The sequence below is a fragment of the Streptomyces sp. Tu6071 genome, from assembly GCF_000213055.1.
Taxonomy (GTDB): Bacteria; Actinomycetota; Actinomycetes; order Streptomycetales; family Streptomycetaceae; genus Streptomyces; species Streptomyces evansiae.
In genome coordinates this window covers 265,459-282,484 of sequence record NZ_CM001165.1, presented here as the reverse complement: position 1 = coordinate 282,484, position 17,026 = coordinate 265,459, and the positions used below count along the sequence as shown (strand labels likewise).

16 protein-coding genes are annotated in these 17,026 nt (G+C 72.0%); 14 read left to right on the top strand and 2 right to left on the bottom strand.

Features of this window, described 5'->3' with window-relative positions; translation table 11 throughout:
* Positions 1-72: 72 nt before the first annotated feature.
* Entirely contained in the window at positions 73-1,620 is a 1,548-nt protein-coding gene (locus STTU_RS01155; RefSeq protein ID WP_007818949.1) for a DUF6801 domain-containing protein, read from the bottom strand.
* 315 nt (positions 1,621-1,935) lie between these two features.
* Positions 1,936-2,538, bottom strand: coding sequence for a hypothetical protein (locus STTU_RS01150; RefSeq protein WP_007818947.1), 603 nt, complete (start codon positions 2,536-2,538; stop codon positions 1,936-1,938).
* A 446-nt stretch (positions 2,539-2,984) separates the two neighbouring features.
* Here STTU_RS01150 and STTU_RS01145 point away from each other — a divergent pair, with 446 nt between their 5' ends.
* The 14 genes from STTU_RS01145 (at position 2,985) to STTU_RS01080 (ending at position 16,938) form a co-directional block, all read left to right on the top strand.
* Positions 2,985-3,920: a hypothetical protein gene (locus STTU_RS01145; protein ID WP_043253703.1), complete on the top strand. Its 936-nt coding sequence runs from the start codon at positions 2,985-2,987 to the stop codon at positions 3,918-3,920.
* A 474-nt stretch (positions 3,921-4,394) separates the two neighbouring features.
* On the top strand, positions 4,395-5,390 hold the full coding sequence (locus tag STTU_RS01140) for an ABC transporter ATP-binding protein (protein ID WP_043253701.1): 996 nt from the start codon (positions 4,395-4,397) through the stop codon (positions 5,388-5,390).
* Positions 5,391-5,418: 28 nt separating this feature from the next.
* A complete protein-coding gene (locus tag STTU_RS01135; RefSeq protein ID WP_010270820.1) occupies positions 5,419-6,282 on the top strand; it encodes an MlaE family ABC transporter permease in 864 nt (287 codons plus the stop codon).
* A gap of 4 nt (positions 6,283-6,286) precedes the next feature.
* Positions 6,287-7,093, top strand: coding sequence for an MlaE family ABC transporter permease (locus STTU_RS01130; protein ID WP_009070796.1), 807 nt, complete (start codon positions 6,287-6,289; stop codon positions 7,091-7,093).
* Between the two features lies 1 nt (position 7,094).
* Positions 7,095-8,411 carry an MCE family protein gene (locus STTU_RS01125; RefSeq protein WP_043253699.1) on the top strand — a complete coding sequence of 439 codons (1,317 nt, stop codon included), beginning with the start codon at positions 7,095-7,097 and terminating at the stop codon, positions 8,409-8,411.
* The gene (locus STTU_RS01120) at positions 8,408-9,466 is read left to right on the top strand and encodes an MCE family protein (protein ID WP_007818938.1); all 1,059 of its coding nucleotides are present in this window, start codon (positions 8,408-8,410) and stop codon (positions 9,464-9,466) included. The genes STTU_RS01125 and STTU_RS01120 overlap by 4 nt, the downstream gene beginning before the upstream one ends.
* The gene (locus STTU_RS01115; protein ID WP_043253697.1) at positions 9,463-10,527 is read left to right on the top strand and encodes an MCE family protein; all 1,065 of its coding nucleotides are present in this window, start codon (positions 9,463-9,465) and stop codon (positions 10,525-10,527) included. Before STTU_RS01120 ends, STTU_RS01115 begins: the two co-directional genes overlap by 4 nt.
* Positions 10,524-11,558 carry an MCE family protein gene (locus STTU_RS01110; RefSeq protein WP_043253695.1) on the top strand — a complete coding sequence of 345 codons (1,035 nt, stop codon included), beginning with the start codon at positions 10,524-10,526 and terminating at the stop codon, positions 11,556-11,558. The genes STTU_RS01115 and STTU_RS01110 overlap by 4 nt, the downstream gene beginning before the upstream one ends.
* Before the next feature lie 2 nt (positions 11,559-11,560).
* Positions 11,561-12,919: an MCE family protein gene (locus tag STTU_RS01105; RefSeq protein WP_007818932.1), complete on the top strand. Its 1,359-nt coding sequence runs from the start codon at positions 11,561-11,563 to the stop codon at positions 12,917-12,919.
* Positions 12,916-14,142 carry an MCE family protein gene (locus tag STTU_RS01100; RefSeq protein WP_043253694.1) on the top strand — a complete coding sequence of 409 codons (1,227 nt, stop codon included), beginning with the start codon at positions 12,916-12,918 and terminating at the stop codon, positions 14,140-14,142. The genes STTU_RS01105 and STTU_RS01100 overlap by 4 nt, the downstream gene beginning before the upstream one ends.
* A 143-nt stretch (positions 14,143-14,285) precedes the next feature.
* On the top strand, positions 14,286-14,783 hold the full coding sequence (locus tag STTU_RS01095; RefSeq protein WP_043256959.1) for a hypothetical protein: 498 nt from the start codon (positions 14,286-14,288) through the stop codon (positions 14,781-14,783).
* Positions 14,780-15,529 (top strand): hypothetical protein, encoded by a 750-nt coding sequence (locus STTU_RS01090; protein WP_234019107.1) that lies wholly within the window; start codon positions 14,780-14,782, stop codon positions 15,527-15,529. Before STTU_RS01095 ends, STTU_RS01090 begins: the two co-directional genes overlap by 4 nt.
* Before the next feature lie 66 nt (positions 15,530-15,595).
* Entirely contained in the window at positions 15,596-16,129 is a 534-nt protein-coding gene (locus tag STTU_RS01085; protein ID WP_043253691.1) for a nuclear transport factor 2 family protein, read from the top strand.
* A 20-nt stretch (positions 16,130-16,149) separates the two neighbouring features.
* Positions 16,150-16,938 carry a hypothetical protein gene (locus STTU_RS01080; protein WP_007818923.1) on the top strand — a complete coding sequence of 263 codons (789 nt, stop codon included), beginning with the start codon at positions 16,150-16,152 and terminating at the stop codon, positions 16,936-16,938.
* Positions 16,939-17,026: the final 88 nt, after the last annotated feature.

Genomic DNA, 17,026 nt, shown 5'->3' with positions numbered 1-17,026 from the left:
ACTGTCGCTTGTTGTACACAAGTTGTGCGGGATTTGATGGTGAGGTGTGTTGGGTTCTGGTGGGAGTTGGGGTCAGGAGGACGTGGGCCTGAGGCGGGGCAGCTCGGGGACGACCGGGGGGCACCCGGAGGGGAAGTCGCCGGTCACGCACGTGGGCGCCTGGTTCATCCGCAGCTCGTTGTCCGGGCCGCTGATGGCCGCGGTGAACAGGCCGTTCAGGTTCTCGCCCGCGGTGCCGCAGCCGGTGAAGGCGGGAATGGTGACCTTTCCGGTCAGCAGGCCGCCCGAGAACACGTTCACGTACGGGTTCTCCTTCGAGTTCATGTCGCCGTTGAGCAGTACGCGGAAGCTCTTCGCGGTCCGGCAGGAGGGGCCGACGTCGAGCGGGGTGCCGTTGACCACGACGTCGTGGAGACGCAGCGACTGCTGGAAGACGATGCGGGCGAACGCGCTGGTCGGGTCGTTCATGTGGGGCTGCCCGGTGAGGATGGTGACCTTGCCCGTCTCGAAGGTCACGCTTGCCGTCACCGGGAGGTAGCCGAAGCTGAGGAAGCTGGCGCGGGCGTCCGGCAGGTGGATCTCGGCCAGCGACCAGATCTGGTTGAAGCCCTCGGACCCCGGTTCGGCGCCCCAGTCGCCCAGGTCGGAACGGACGACACCCCGGACCCGCATCAGCGCGGGCTTCCCCGACGGGTCGTTGATGAGCATCGAGCCGTTCTGCTTGCGCACGGTGCTGATGCCGACGGCGTAGGCGCACATGGGCACGCCGTCCAGCGGAATGGGATTGAAGTGGTACGGGGGCGGAGGCGCCGAGACGCTGGTGTCCAGCTCGCCGGTGGGCATGTCGTCGCACTCGTCGGGCCAGGAGACGGCGGGCTCGTCCTCCTGGGGGGACAGGGTGACGTCGTCCTCGCGGGCGTCCTCCCGCGCCGCCGGTCCTGAGGAGTGGTCCCCGCCGGGTGTGGCGGGCCGCGTGTCCTCGGGGACGGCCGCGTCCTCCGGTACGGCGATCTCCGCGACGCGCGGTTCCCGGCCCGGCGCGGGGGAGCACGCGAGCGACACCGGCGCGCCGACGTCCGGCTGGAGAACGAAACGCGCCTCGCCGCCGAGCAGCAGGACCCGCCCGGCGGAGTTCACGGTGATCGTCGGGACCTTCCCGGAGGAGGGAAGGACGAGTTCCGCCCCCTGTGCCGGCAGCTCCGTCCCGGCGGTCACCAGCGACCAGTCGGCCCGTGCCCGGTCCTTGTTCTGGCGGACGTCGACGCCGAGCGCGGCCGAGCCGGACACCGCGCGCGCGTCCGGGAACAGGGCGCTGACCGCGGCGCGCGGGAGGTGCGCGGCGACCTCCACGGTGCCCGCGTCGATCGGGCTGCCGGGGACGGCGCTCCCCGGCAGGCGGGTCGTCACCTCCACGCGCGCGTCCACGGTCGTCGCCGGGGCGCCGGTGGAGTCCGGGAACCGGCAGGCGTAGGCCAGATCGGCGGTGGTGGGGGAGTCCTCGTCGGCCTGTGAGCCCGTTCCGGTCAGGAGCCCCAGCATCAGGGCCGTCGCGGTCGCGGCGGCCACGCGCGCGGGACGCGCCGCGCGCCGCGCGCCCGCGCCTCGTCCTGTTGCTCGCATACGTCCTCTTCCTTGTTCGTGGCGCTCGGGCCGGGCGGTCGGACCCCGGCGCTTGACCGGGGCGCCGGATCTGTGCGCTGGACCGGGGCGCCGGATCTGCGCCCTGGGCCGGGACGACGGATCGGGGCGCCTGTTCATGGGCGTGCGCCGGAGTTCAGGGCGGTGGGCCGGGCCCGCCCGTGCGGCCGAGGGGAACGCCGACGCCCGTCACGGGCCCGGGGGCCGGTGACGGGCGGTGGCGCGCTCACGCGATCAGGCGCTCACGGGGTCGGGCGTCCCCGCGATCGTGCGCTCACGGACCGCGGGATCACGGGATCACGGGGAGGTGATCGACTGGGAGGCGGTCAGGGCGTAGTTGGCGATGAAGTCGGCGTGCGCGCCCGCTGTGATGAGGCCCAGGCAGCTCGCGCCCGCCTGCGCGGCGAGCGAGCCGCCGCCGGTGACGTGCAGCGTGCTCGTGGTGCTCTCGTACCAGCCGTTCGTGGTGCCGGCGAAGGTGACGTTGCAGCCGCTGCCGGTGATCTTGGCGCTGATGTTGCTGACGTTGCCGTCGATGTGGTTCGCCGTCGTGCCGGTGGCGTTGATGTAGAAGGGCGTGCTGCTGCTCGCGGCGGCGGCGACGGTGAACGGGATGCCGGAGACGGAACAGCCGGTGAAGGTCAGGCTCGTGATCGAGCCGAGCTTCGCCCCGGCGTTGCCCGAACCGGTCTTCAGCGTCCCCTTCGCCTGCGAGGAGGCGCAGTTGAGGATGGCGGCGCCGGAGGTCAGCTTGGGGTTGCTGGCGTTGGCCGTGAAGGCCCCGCCGGGGGTGACGGTGTAGGTGGCGGTGGCGGTCGCCGACGCGGAGGAGACGGAGAGGCCGATGGCCGAGGCGAGCGCGGCGGCTGCGACGGCGGTGTTCCGGGTGAATCTGCGCACGAGGGGTCCCTTCGGGGGAGCGAATGGCGTACGAGCTCGGGTACTGACACGGGTCGACCGCCCGCGAGAGGGGCGGTCGGCGGCTCACACTCCAGGTCAACGAACCGATCGGTCGCACAGGCCGTTGTTCGTCGCCTTCGAGAGGGGACGTTACGAGCTGGTAACCGGAAGTCGCAATGGAAAAGGGAAAGAATCTCTCGTTCGGGCCCTGATCGGCGAATTTCTTGCCCCGGGGCGAGCAACGGGCCCCGGCTTTTTGTCGACGCGTGACGATTTCCGGGGCGCCGGGCGGAAACACTCACCAGATGCGCAAGGCGGGGTCCCCGATGCTCACCCGCTGATAAACGCGCGAGTAATGGAAAATGCGTCAGCGAGCTTATTGCCGCGCGAGGTTTCCGGTGAGTAACGTCCGGGCTCGCGTTGCCCGACTCCGAAGGGAAACCGGAATGAGCTCTCTCAGACGCCTCACCGTACTGAGCGCCACCGCCGCCTTGGCGACGATCGCGTCCATCGGCACGTCGACGGCCGCGGGGCCGCAGCTGAACGGGCGCTGGGCGCCGTTCGACCGCTGCCCGGTCGACGACGCCGCGATGCTCGCGGCCGACGGGATCGACGACCAGGCCACCTGTATCTCCTCCAGTTCGTCGAGCGGTGTCATCAAGATCGGCAGTTCCGTCGTCCCCACCGGGAGGACGGACCTCCAGGCCGGAGTCATCACGCACGCGGACGGCACCAACACGGTGATCGCGCCCGCGGACGGCGCGCTCGTCGCCGACCCCGCCGACCTGCCCGGTGGCCTGCTCGGCCTCATGTGCCCCAGTTCCGTCCCCGTGGTCGGCGCCGTGTGCGACCAGATAACCAACAGCACCCTCAACCGCGTCACCGCCACCGTCGAACCGGTCGGCACCCCCACGGACTTCCAGCTCTTCGCGGGCCTCGGCGAGAAGCAGCCGATCCTCTCCATCCCGGTCCGCGTGCACCTCCAGAACCCGCTCATCGGCGGCAACTGCTACATCGGGACCAAGTCGTCCCCCATCGTGCTGCGTCCGCAGAACCAGACCACGCCGGGAGTGGCGGCGGAGTCCTTCACCGCGAACGGCACGCCCGCGGACACCGGCGAGATGGTCCGGCTCGCGGCGACCGGCGCGGGCCAGGAGGACACCACCTTCGCCGCGCCCGGAGCGAGCGGCTGCGGCCCGCTCGGCCTCGGCGCCTTCAACTGGGCGGTCAACCTCAAGTCCGGCCTGCCCGCCGCCTCCGGCAAGAACTCGCTGACGCTCAACAGCGCCTCGACCTACCTGGCCACGCTCACCGACCCCGGCAGCGCCTCCCCGAACCAGGGCAGGACGTTCTCGCGGTACTGGCACTCGGCGGCCAAGTGACGAGAGCGCTCCCGGCGGCGACCCTCGCCCGCCCCCGGCCGCTTGTCACCCGGCGACAAACCCGCATCCCCTTTCGCCTCCCGGCGCCATCAGCCCGCCCCCGGAAATCCGGTAAGGAAATACTTCGTGAACGGCTGTTGCGAGCCGAGGTTACTCGGCCGTAACGTCCCTTCCGGGGGATTGCCTCTCTCCCGGCCGGCGCCCTCCCGCCGGTCGGGAGTTCTCGGAGAAACGGACCCGGGCCCTCCTTCTCGGCCGGTTCTCCACGGCGGGGTCCCGTCTTTCGCCCACCCCCGGCGAGACGGGGTCCCGCCGCTTGTTCCGCTCATTCGCTGACAGGGGAGACGTGTTCTTTTATCAGCGGATGACAAGTTCTCCGGGAAGGCTCGGAGTGATTGTTCCGGGATCTTGTTCGGCACGTGCGAAGAGCATTACGGTGCGCTGCCGAGTCCGCTCGCTGAAGGTGAGAAGGCGATGGGAATCGAAGTGAGGGTCGAGGGGCTGACGAAGTCCTTCGGCCGGCAGACCATCTGGCAGGACGTCAGCCTGACGCTGCCGGCGGGGGAGGTCAGCGTCATGCTCGGTCCGTCGGGGACGGGCAAGACCGTCTTCCTCAAGTCGCTGATCGGCCTGCTCAAGCCCGAGCACGGTCGCGTCCTGGTGGACGGCGTCGACATGGCGCGCTCGCCGGAGCGGGACATCATGGAGGCCCGCAAGAAGTTCGGCCTGATGTTCCAGGACGGGGCCCTGTTCGGGTCGATGAACCTCTTCGACAACATCGCCTTCCCGCTGCGCGAGCACACCCGCAAGAAGGAGGCCGAGATCCGCCGCATCGTCATGGAGCGGATCGAACTCGTCGGCCTGGTCGGCGCGGAGGGCAAGCTGCCCGGCGAGATCAGCGGCGGGATGCGCAAGCGCGCGGGCCTCGCGCGGGCCCTCGTGCTCGACCCGGAGATCATCCTGTGCGACGAGCCCGACTCGGGCCTCGACCCGGTGCGCACCGCCTTCATCTCCCAGCTCCTCATCGACCTCAACACCCGCATCGACGCGACGATGCTCATCGTCACGCACAACCTCGACATCGCCGCGACCGTGCCCGACAACATGGGGATGCTCTTCCGTCGCGAACTGGTCGCCTTCGGCCCGCGCGAAGTGCTCCTCACGAGCCGCGAACCGGTCGTCGCCCAGTTCCTGACCGCCAGCAAGGCGGGTCCCATCGGGATGTCCGAGGAGAAGGACGCCGCGACGCTCGCAGCCGAGGCCGCCGCGACCACCCCGCCCGCCGAACCGAAGGCGCTCGTCCCGCAGCTGGAGCCGAGTGCCGGACTCGGCGAGCGCGCCGCCGTGGCGCGGCGCCGGGAGCGCGTACGGGGGCTGCTGCACACCCTGCCCGAGCGCGCGCAGTCCGCGATCCGCGCCGCCTACGGCTGGGAGCGGAGCGCGTGGGCGCACCACGGGGGTGCCTCGTGAGAGCGCGTACGGGGCCCGGAGCGGCCTCATGAGCATCGACGAGCGCCCCGCCCCGCCGCCCGAGCCGCCCACCGTCCCCCTGGAGGCCGTGCGCACGCCGCCGCCCGCGCCGCCGCGCCCCCCGAACCCGTTGCTCGGCCCGCTCCGCCAGACCGGCAGGCTCTTCGCGCTCACCCTTGAGGTGCTGCGCGCGATCTTCCGGCGGCCCTTCCAGTTCCGCGAGTTCATCGAGCAGTTCTGGTTCATCGCGAGCGTCACCATCCTGCCCGCCGCGCTCGTGTCGATCCCCTTCGGCGCCGTCATCGCGCTCCAAGTGGGCAGCTTGACGCAGCAGCTGGGGGCGCAGTCCTTCACCGGCGGGGCCAGCGTCCTCGCCGTCATCCAGCAGGCGAGCCCGCTCATCGTCTCGCTGCTCATCGCGGGGGCGGGCGGCTCGGCGATCTGCGCCGACCTCGGCTCGCGCAAGATCCGCGAGGAGCTGGACGCCATGGAGGTCATGGGGGTCTCGCCCGTGCAGCGGCTCGTCGTGCCCCGCGTGCTCGCCACCATGTTCGTCGCGCTGCTGCTCAACGGCCTCGTCTCGGTCGTCGGCACCCTCGGTGGCTACTTCCTCAACGTCGGCCTCCAGCACGGCACCCCGGGCGCCTACCTCCAGAGCTTCTCCGCCCTCGCCCAGCTCCCCGATCTCTACGTCGGTGAACTCAAGGCGCTCGTCTTCGGCCTCATCGCCGGGATCGTCGCCGCCTACCGGGGGCTCAACCCGCGCGGCGGGCCCAAGGGCGTCGGCGACGCCGTCAACCAGTCCGTCGTCATCACCTTCATCCTGCTGCTCGTGGTGAACATGGCGATGACGGCGGTCTACCTCCAGATCGTTCCGCCGAAGGGAGGCTGAACGCATGGCATCCCCATTCGCCTGGCTCGACCGCGGCGGCGACCAACTCCTCTTCTACCTGCGCGCGTTGCTGTGGATTCCACGCACGCTCGCGCGGTACGCGAAGGAGGTGCAGCGCCTGCTCGCCGAGGTGGTGTTCGGCTCCGGCGGCCTCAGCGTCATCGGCGGCACGGTCGGCGTCATGATCGGCATGACCGCCGCGACCGGCACCGTCGTCGGCCTCCAGGGCTTCGCCGCCATGGACCAGATCGGCACCGCCCCGCTCACCGGCTTCGTCACCGCCTACTTCAACACCCGCGAGGTCGCCCCGCTCGTCGCCGGTCTCGCCCTCTCCGCGACGGTCGGCGCCGGGTTCACCGCGCAACTCGGCGCGATGCGCATCAACGAGGAGGTCGACGCGCTCGAAGGCATGGGCATACGCGCGATGCCGTACCTCGTGACCACCCGGATCATCGCGGGCGTCGTCGCGATCATCCCGCTCTACGCGCTCGGCCTGCTCTCCAGCTACGTCGCCTCGCGCGTCGTCACCGTCGTCTTCAACGGCCAGTCCTCGGGCACCTACGACCACTACTTCAACCTCTTCCTCGTCCCCGAGGACGTGCTGCTCAGCGTCCTGAAGGTGCTCGTCTTCAGCGTGATGGTGATCCTCGCCCACTGCTACTACGGCTTCCGCGCCCAGGGCGGGCCCGCCGGGGTCGGCGTCGCCGTGGGCCGCTCGGTGCGCAACGCCATCGTCCTCATCGCGGTCACCGACTTCTTCCTCTCGCTCGCGATCTGGGGCGCCACCACGACGGTGAAGGTGGCGGGCTGACATGCGGACCCTGCGCCTGCGCCTCGCGGGCATCGCCTTCCTCGTCGTCGCCGCCCTGCTCATCTGGCTCGCCGTCGCCGTCTACCAGAAGGACTTCAGCGACGACCCGCGCGTCGTCGTCGAGACCGGCAGCGTGGGCAACGAGATGCACATCGGCGCCGAGGTCAAGCTGCGCGGCGTCGTCGTCGGCGAGGTCCGCGCCATCGACGCCTCGCGGCAAGGAGCCCGCCTCACCCTCGCGATGAAACCCGGGGCACTCAAGTCCGTCCCGGACGACGTCCGCGCCCAGATGCTCCCCACCACCCTCTTCGGCGAGCGGTACGTGGCACTCGTCGCCGACACCTCGAAGCCGGGCACGCCGCTCGGCGCCGGGGCCGTCATCCCGCAGGACCGCTCGGCGAACGCCATCGAACTCCAGCAGGTCCTCGACCACACCCTTCCGCTGCTCACCGCCGTCCAGCCGCAGAAGCTCTCCGCGACACTCTCCGCCGTCTCGCGGGCGCTCGACGGACGCGGCGACAAGCTCGGCGAGACCCTCACCGAACTCGACGCGCACCTCAAGAGGTTCAACCCCGAACTCCCCGCGCTCAACGAGGACCTGAAGCAGCTCGTGACGGTGTCGCACGTGTACGCCGACGCCGCGCCCGGCATCGTCGACGCGCTCCAGGACTTCACCACCACCAGCGGCACCCTCGCCGAGAAGGAGAGCGACCTCTCCGCCGCCTACGCGGGCACCACCCGCGCCGCCGAGGACGTCGACGGCTTCCTGCGCGCCAACAAGGACACGATCATCCGCCTCTCGACCACCTCGCGCGGCACCCTCCAGCTCCTCGCCGAGTACTCCGCCGAGTTCCCCTGCACCCTCCGCGCGCTCACCGAGTTCGCCCCCCGCATGGACCGCGCCCTCGGCAAGGGCACCGGCCACCCCGGCGTCCACGTGGAGGTCACGACCGTGCCGTCCAGGGGTGCCTACCGACCCGGGCGCGACACCCCCGCGTACACCGCCTCCGGCGGCCCGCACTGCTACTCCGCGCCCTACCTCGGCGAGGCGAGCGGCACCCGCCCCGCCGCCACCGCGAGCGCGTCCGCCGACAAGGACCTCGGGCCCGTCAACTCCCCGCAGGAGAACGACCTCGTCAACGAACTGCTCAGCGCGCCCGCCCAGGACACGAAGAGCACCGGGAGCACGAAGAACCCCGAGAGCGCCGGGGCCGGCACGCGCGCACCCGACGCGGAGTCCCCCGCCGAGGAGCTTCCCGACTGGTCGAGCCTCCTCGCGGGCCCCGTCTTCCGGGGCACGGAGGTGAGGGTGAAGTGAGCAGGGACAAGGACTCCTTCCCGCACCGCAGGCCCCCCACGGGAGCGATCGTCAAATCGCTCGTCTTCGTCCTCGTCACCGGGGTCGCGACCGCCGTGCTCGGCCTGTCCATCGCCAACACCGGCGTCGGCGACGACACGACGACGTACAAGGCGCTGTTCTCGGACGTGACCGGGCTCATCGACGGCGACGGCGTGCGGATCTCGGGCGTCAAGGTCGGGGAGGTCACCGACGTACGCGTCGTCGACCACCGCACGGCCCAGGTCACCTTCACCGTCGACCGCGACCGCGCCCTCCCCGCCACCACGACGGCCTCCGTGAAGTACCTCAACATGGTCGGCCAGCGCTATGTCTCGCTGGAGCGCGGCACCGGCGCCGCCACGGGAGAACTCCCCGGCAACGCCACCATCCCGCTGAGCCGCACCACGCCCGCCCTCGACCTCACCCTCCTCTTCAACGGGTTCAAACCGCTCTTCGAAGGGCTCGACCCCGCGCAGGTCAACGAGCTGGCCGGGTCGATCGTCAAGGTGCTGCAGGGGGAGGGCGGCACCGTGGACAGCCTCATCGAGCACGTCGGCTCGCTCTCCACCACGGTCGCGGCGAAGGACAAGGTCATCGGCGAGGTCATCGGCAACCTCACCCAGGTGCTCGACACCATCAACGACCGCGAGGACCGGTTCGACGACCTCGTCACCACGCTCAAGGAACTCGTCTCCGGATTCAACGGGGACCGGAAACCGCTCGGCGAGGCCGTCCAGGCCATGGGCGAGCTGACCACCGTCACCGCCGGACTGCTCCAGGACGCCAGGAAACCGCTCAAGGACGACATCCATCAGCTCGGCCGCCTCTCCGACTCGCTCGGCGACGGCATCCCGCAGATCGAGAGCTTCCTCGACAAGGCGCCCACCAAGCTCACCACCCTCGCCCGCCTGTCCTCCTACGGGTCCTGGTTCAACCTCTACCTGTGCGAGGCGAAGGTCGGCGGACTCACCATGTCCGACGGATCGAAGCCGCCCACCGGCATCCCCGTCACCGAAGCGAGGTGCCAGTCATGACGCCGGCGAAGCGACCGCGCTTCACCCCTGTGAAGGAACGCAACCCCGTCGCCGTCGCACTCGTCGGCCTCGCCGCGCTCGCCCTCGTCCTGTACGCGGCCTTCAACGCGACGAGCCTGCCCCTCGTGGGCGGCGGCACCACGTACTCCGCCGACTTCAGCGAGGCCGCCGGGCTCGACGAGGGCGACGAGGTGCGGATCGCTGGCGTCAAGGTCGGCGAGGTCACCTCGGTCGGCCTCGAAGGAGACCGCGTGAAGGTCGCCTTCCGGGTACGGGGCGCGCACACGTGGATCGGCGACCGCACCACCGCCGCCATCGCCATCAAGACCCTCCTCGGCTCCAAGTACCTCGCCCTGGACCCGCTCGGCGCAGGGCGCCAGGACCCGGGCAGCCGCATCCCGCTCTCGCGCACCACGTCCCCGTACGACGTGACGAGCGCGCTCCAGGACCTCGGCAGCACCATCGACGAGGTCGACACAGAACAGCTCGCCAAGAGCTTCGAGACGCTCTCCGACACCTTCAAGGACTCCCCGCCCGACGTGCGGACCGCCGTCAAGGGACTCTCCGCGCTCTCCAGGACGGTGTCCTCGCGCGACGCCGAACTCGCCCGCCTCCTCAAGGGGAGCGAACAGCTCACCAAGACGCTCGAAACGAGGAAGTCCAGCTTCGAGACGCTCATCGACGACGGCGGCTCCCTGCTCGGCGAGCTGAAGCAGCGGCGCACCGCCGTCAAGGCCCTGCTCAGCGGCAGCAAGGCGCTCGGCAAGGAGCTGAACGGCCTCGTCGCCGACAACGAGGAGCAGTTGCGGCCGACGCTCAAGGCCCTCGGCCGCGTCACCGACGTGCTGGAGGAGAACCAGGGCCGGCTCGACCGGACCCTCGGACTGCTCGGCCCGTACTACCGGCTCATGGGCAACTCGCTCGGCAACGGCCGCTGGTTCGACAGCTACCTGTGCGGCGCCATCCCGCGCGACTTCCTGCCCGCGTCCGCGCGGCCCGAGGCGTCCTGCGTGCCGCCGAGGAACGGCGCGTACGAGACGAAGAAGGGAGGGGACCAGTGAGCGGCACCACGCACCCCCGGCCCACGCACCCCTGGTCCACGCGCCGCCGCTTCCTCGTCGGCGGGCTCGTCCTCGTCCTCCTCGCCGCCGCGGGCGTCTACGGCGTCCGCGCCGCGAGCCCCGGCGGGACGCGCGTCACCGCGTACTTCGACCGCGCCGTCGGCGTGTACGAGGGCTCCGACCTGCGCATCCTCGGGGTCCGCGTCGGGAAGGTCGTCGCGGTGCGCCCGCAGGGCACCAAGGTCGGGGTCGTACTCGACATCGACCACGGCGTGGACGTCCCCGCGAACGCGCGCGCCGTCGCCGTGGCCCCGAGCGTCGTCGCGGACCGCTACGTCCAGCTCACCCCCGCCTACACCAAGGGCCCCCGGCTCCGCGACGGCGCCGTCCTCCCGCTCTCCCGCAACCGCATCCCCGTCGAGATCGACCAGCTCTACGACTCCCTCACCGACCTGAGCAAGGCGCTCGGGCCCGAGGGCGCCAACGCGGACGGCGCCCTGTCCGACCTCCTCGACACGGGCGCGAAGAACCTGAAGGGCAACGGCGCGGCGATCGGCGAGAGCATCGAGCAGTTCGGCAAGGCCGCGAAGACCCTCGACGGCAGCAGCGAGGAACTCTTCACGACCCTCAGCCAGTTGCAGTCCTTCACCACGATGCTCAAGGACCAGGACAGCTCGGTGCGCACGGCCCAGGAGAACCTCGACAGCGTCACCACCTACCTCGCCGACGACCGCGACGACCTCGCGGCGGCGCTCAAGGAACTCGGCACCGCGCTCGGCCGGGTCAAGACCTTCGTCCAGGACAACCGCGGCGAGCTGAAGAAGAACGTGGACCGTCTCGTACCTCTCACCCAGACCCTCGTCGACCAGCGGAAATCGCTCGCCGAGGCACTCGACACCGCGCCGCTCGCGGCCGGCAACCTCGTCAAGGCGTACGACCCGAGGACCCGCACGCTCACCGGGCGCGCCAACCTCAACGAGGTGGCCGAGGGCGGCCCGATGCTGCCCCTGCCCGCCGTGGGGGGTGAGTGAGCGTGAAGCGGTCCACCGCGGCGGGACTGTGGGGCGGCACGGGGGCCGCCGCCGTACTCGCCCTGTGCCTGACCCTCGGCATCGTCCCCGTCCCCGCGCTCGGCTTCGACGGCATCGAGGACCTGCCGCTGCCCGGCGGCGCCGACCTCGGCTCCCACCCGTACACCGTCACCGCGGACATGAAGGACGTCCTCAACCTCGTCCCCCGGTCCGACGTCAAGGTCAACGACGTGACGATCGGCCGTGTCACCGCCATCTCGCTCGCCGACGACGGCTGGACGGCCCGCGTCACGCTCCGGATCAACGGGGACGTACGGCTGCCCTCCGGCACGGGGGCCCGCCTCGAACAGTCCAGCCTGCTCGGCGAGAAGTACGTCCAGCTCGTCGAGCCCGAGGACGGCGGCGGGCGGCTGCGCTCCGGGGACCGCATCCCGGTCTCCCGCACCGCCCGCGACACCGAGGTCGAGGAGGTCTTCGGCGCGCTGTCGCTGCTCCTCAACGGCGGCGGCGTCAACCAGCTGAAGTCCATCACCACCGAACTCAACAAGGCCGTCGGCGGTCGCGAGAGCCAGGTCCGCTCCACCCTGCGCCGGGTCGACACGCTCGTCACCGACCTCGACGACCACCGGAGCGACATCACGGCCGCGCTCGACGCCGTCAACCGGCTCTCGGCGACCCTCGCCCACCGCAAACAGGACGTGGGCGCGGTACTCGACGACCTCGCCCCCGGACTCAAGACGCTGGAGGAGCAGCGGGGATCGCTCATGACGATGCTGCGCTCGCTCGACCGCCTCCAGGACGTCGCCGTCGACACCATCGACAGGAGCAAGGCCGACATGGTCGCCGACCTGAAAGCCCTCGCGCCGAGCCTGCGCTCCCTCGCCGACGCGGGCAAGGACCTGCCCGACTCGCTCCAGGTGCTCCTCACGTACCCCTTCACGGACGAGGTCCTGAACGGGGTCCACGGGGACTACCTCAACGCGTATCTGCACATCACCGCGGCCGACGGGACGACCCTGATCCCACCGCTCGCGCCGCAGGACCCCGACGACGGCGCGGGGGCTCCGGGCGGGCCCACGCAGGGCGGCGACGCGCTCAGGAAGTCGGCGGGGAAACCCTCGGGGGAGAAGGGGGCCACGGACGACGGGGCGTCCAAGGACACGGCGCCCAAAGACACGGCGTCGCGAGGTACGGCGTCGCAGAGCACGGCATCGCACGGCGCGGCATCCGGGAGCGCGACCCCGGAGGGCTCCGGGCCCAGCGGCTCGCGCTCCCCGTCCGCGAACTCCCCGACGAGCCCCGGCGCCTCGCCCCGCAGCCCGCTGCCCCTGCCCGCGACCACGAGCGGAGGCACCCCGTGATCACCCGCGCCACGCTGCTCAAGAACATCGCCTTCGTCGTCGTCGCCGTCCTCGTGCTCGCGTACCTCGGCGTGCGCTACGCGGACCTCGGCCGGTACGTGGGAGCGGCCGACTACTACTCGGTCAAGGTCGAACTGCCGCGTACCGGCGGCCTGTTCACGCACGCCAACGTCACCTACCGGGGCGTCTCCGTGGGCCGCGTCGGCGACATCGGGCTCACCGCCGACGGCGTGGAGGCCCAGTTGCGCATCAAGAAGTCCGCGCCGCGCATCCCCGAGGACGCCGAAGCGGTCGTGGCCGACCTGTCGGCCGTCGGCGAGCAGTACATCGACCTGCGCCCCGAGAGCGACGGCGGCCCCTACCTCGGCGACGGCTCCCGCCTCGCGGCCTCCGCCGCCTCCGTGCCCCGGCCCGTCACCGACGTGCTCTCGGGCGTGGACGACCTGACCACCTCCGTACCGCTCGACGACCTGCGCACGGTCGTCGACGAGTTCGGCAAGGCGTTCGAGGGGCGCGGCGACGACCTGCGGGTGCTGCTCGACAACGGCTCCGACTTCGTGCGCGCCGCCGACCGCTCCTTCCCGCAGACGCGGGCGCTCATCGAGGACGGCCGGACGGTCCTGCGCACGCAGGCCGAGGAGGCGGAGGCGATCAAGTCCTTCGCGCGCGGCGCCAAGGACCTCGCGGCGACCCTCAAGGGCTCCGACGCCGACCTGCGCCGCCTCATCATGGCCGCGCCCGGCGCGTCGGAGCAGATCAGCGGCGTCCTGCGCGACCTCGATCCGGAGATCGGCGTCGTCCTCGCCAACCTCCTCACCACCTCCGAGGTCGCCGTCACCCGGCAGCGCGGCACGGAGGAACTGCTCGTCAAACTGCCCCAGGCGGTCGCCATCGGCTCCACCGCCGTCGACGGCGGAAAGCTCAACCTCGGCATGGCCGTCACCTTCTTCAAGCCCCTTCCCTGCACGGCCGGTTACGGCGGCACGCGCTACCGCCTCGGCACGGACACGAGCCCCGCACCCGCGCTCAACACCGGGGCGCGCTGCACCGCGCCCGCGTCGAGCGGCGTCCAGGTGCGGGGCTCGGCCAACGCCCCGAAGGGCGGCGCGGTGCCGGAACCGGTCCGGCCCGGGGCGCTCGCGCTGCCCTCGGTGCGCGAGAGCGGGGCCGCGTCGACGGGCGGGGACATGGCCGACCTCCTCGGCGTCGGGAGCGCATCGTGAGCACGGAGGAACTCGTGAGCGGGACGGAAGCGCGTCGTGCGCAGGAGACGGCGAGCGGGACGGACGGCGAGGGCGCGGACGCCACGGACGCCACGGGCGCCGCGGAACGGGAGCGGCCCGGCGGCCGTGCGCGGACGCGGCTCGTGCGGCGCGTTCTCGCCGGACTCGGGATCGCGCTCGCGCTCGCGGTGTGCGCGGCGGGCACGTGGTCGTACGCGCGGGCCCGCACCGACGACGACCTCGCGTACGGGCGGGCCCGCGACGCCGCCCTCGACGAGGGACGCGCCGCCGTCGCGACGCTCTCGACGCTCGACGCCTCCTCGCGGGCCCGCGCCGAGGCGGGCGTGACCCGCTGGAAAACGGTCAGCGCCGGTCCGTTGCGTACGGAACTCGCCCGCGTCAAACCGGCGAAGGGCGCCTCCTCGCGCGGCGTCGTGACGGACGCGGCGCTCACGGCGCTCGACACCCACGCGGGCACGGCACGCCTCATCGCGACGCTCAGGGTCGAGACGACGGCGCCGGACGCGGGGAAACCGACGACCGACCGCAAACGCCTGGAAGCGGTCCTGACGCGGGACTCCTCGGGGGAGTGGAAGGTCAAGGGCCTGTCGGCGGTGGCGGTTTCGGAGGTGACGCGATGAAGCGCGGGACGCCGGTGTGGGCGCGCGAGCGCGGGGCGGAAGCGGCTGGGGCGGGGGAGGAGCCGGAAGCGGGAGCGGCCGGTGCGGGGCAGGAGCCCGGTGCGGAAGCGGGAGCGGCCGGTGCGGGGCAGGAGGCCGGTACGGGAGTGGAGGCCGCCGCCGGGGAGGGGACTCCCGTCGCCGAGGCCGCCAGTCCCGCGTCGGCGGAGGACGGCGCCGAGGACGCGCGGCCGGTCCGTACGTGGTGGGCGCGCCGCCGGACGCTCGCCGTCGCGCTCGGGTCCGTACTGCTCCTGCTCGCCGGGTGCGTGCTCCTCCAGCAGGCGCACTCGTTGCGCCACACCTCCGGCGCTGCCAACCACGCGCTCACCGATGCCGAGGCGAGCGACCGGGTGAGCGGAGACGTCGGCAACGCGCTCGCCCGGATCTTCTCCTACACGCCGGACGGCATGGCGGGGACCGAGCGCTCCGCGAGGGCCGCGCTCGCGGGGAAGGCGGCCCGGCAGTACGAGGCGCTGCTCGGCAGGGTCAGGGAGGACGTCCGCACCCAGCGCGTGACGCTCTCCACGCAGTCCGTCCGCGTCGGCGTCGTCAGCCTGCGCGGGGACACCGCGCACCTCCTCGTCTTCCTCGACCAGACCGCGCGGCGCGGGGACGAGAAGGCGACCACGAGCGCCGCGCAGCTCTCCGTCACCGCCCGGCTGGACGACGGCGTCTGGCGCGTCGTCGACCTCACCGCCCGCTGAGAACGTCCAGTGAACCCCGCCCCCACCCGCCGCCCCCTCGCTCGACCGCTCGCTGAAAGGACCCGCATGAACCGGCTCACGCGTCCGCTGCTCCTCGCGGCGCTCGCCCTCACCCTGGTCGCGGGCGGCTTCGCCGCCTGGGCCGGCTGGTCCTGGTACGGCGCCGCGCACGACGACGGGCCCTCCTACGCCGCCGCGCGCGACGACGCGCTCGAAGCGGGCGAGCAGGCCGTGCAGAACCTCAACACCCTCGACCACGCCCACTTCGCGCGCGGCCTCGACCTGTGGGAGTCCTCCACGACCGGCGACCTGCACAGCCAGCTCGTCAAGGGGCGCGACGCCTTCGAGGAGCAGGTGCGCACCGCCGGGACGGTCAGCACCGCGAAGGTGCTCGACGGGGCCGTCACCGAACTCGACGAACGCGCTGGGAAGGCACGCGTGATGGTCGCCCTCCGCGTGACCGTACGGGCCTCCGGCCAGAAGACCACCGACAAGGACAGCCGCATGCTCGGCGAACTCACCCGCACCCGCGGCACGTGGAAGCTGAGCGCCCTCGGGCAGGCCCCGGTCGGCGGCACCGCGAGCACCGAGACCGACTGAGCGGCGCGAAGGAGCCCACGATGTCCACGACGCGCCACACCACCCGCCACCACCTCAACCGGCAGCGCAGACTCGCGGCCGTGACGGCTCAGACGACACGGCCCGCGCCAAGTCCCCGGGACGGGGAATCAGGCGGGGAGACCCTTCCCGAGGAGACCGGCGGGGGCTCGCTGTCCGGGGATGCGGCCCATTCCGAACCCGTCGATCCCGGACCCGACGATCCCGAGGCCGCCTCCGATACCTCCCTCTCGGCCCCCTCGGCCGTCGCGCCGCGTGCGGCCCGGCCCCTCGGACTCGCGCGAGGCGTCGCCGCCCTGTGCCTGCTCACCCTCCTCCTCGGCGCCTTCGCAGGCTGGGCCACCACCCGCGCCGACGCCCTGCGCGACACCGCCGCCACCCGGAACACCGCGCTCACCGACGCGGCCCGCACGAGCGAGGTCAAGGGGCAGGCCGGGAAGGCGGTCGACGCCCTGTTCTCCTACGACCACGCCGACCCGGGCGCGATGGACAAGGCCACCGCGCGCTGGCTCACGGGGAAGGCCGTCGCCCAGCACCGGACGCTGCTCGCGCCCGTGCTCGCGGCGGCCGGGAAGCAGAAGACGGTCGTCACGACGACCGTCACGGACAGCGCGGTGGAGCGGATCGAGGGCGACCGCGCCCGCGTCCTGGTCTTCGCCGACCAGAGCAGCACCAGTACGGCGGCCAAGGCCCCCGCCGCCGCGAACTACGCGGGCGCCATGCTCGCCGTCGACCTCGTGCGGCGCGAAGGACGCTGGCAGGTCTCGGCGCTGGACACCTTCGGGGACTGAACGGCCGAAGGACCAGCAGCTCCAGGGCCGAGGGGCCCAGGACCGAAGTGCTGAACGCGCGGGCGCGCCCCGTTCCGCGGCAGGACCG